Origin of the sequence: Halorubrum sp. SD690R, assembly GCF_005435035.1 — an archaeon.
Classification (GTDB): Archaea; Halobacteriota; Halobacteria; order Halobacteriales; family Haloferacaceae; genus Halorubrum; species Halorubrum ezzemoulense.
The window spans coordinates 1-349 of sequence record NZ_SGTV01000156.1; the positions used below are offsets into that span (position 1 = coordinate 1).

The following is a 349-nucleotide window of genomic DNA, read 5'->3' on the forward strand; positions in this document are numbered from 1 at the left end:
TTGGGCCAGTTATCGAGGAAGCAGACGACCTCTCCCAGCCGCTGGGAGAGGTCTGGACCGATGGACTGCCAGCTTACCGAGGCATGGAGCACGATCACCAATACGTTGTCCACGACGAGAGGTACGTGTCCGACAAAGGCGTCCACACGAACCAGGTAGAGTGCCTCTGGTCACTGCTCCAACCGTGGTTGGCGAAGTTCCGCGGCCTGTCCAAGCAGGGCTTGGAACAGGCCGCTCGGACCTACGGCTTCCTCCGGTCACTGAACCTTACTGGGGCACCGATCCACAGTCTCGTGGACTGTATCGCTGTCAATGTATTCCGCTAGTTCCGCCAGTCTACCGAAGAGCG

Annotated in this window: 1 protein-coding gene; it reads left to right on the forward strand. The window is 59.6% G+C overall.

Annotated elements, in window-relative coordinates; all coding sequences use genetic code 11:
- On the forward strand, positions 1-326 hold a 326-nt coding region (locus EXE41_RS18850), incomplete at its 5' end, for a transposase (protein WP_137691816.1).
- Between the last annotated feature and the right edge of the window lie 23 nt (positions 327-349).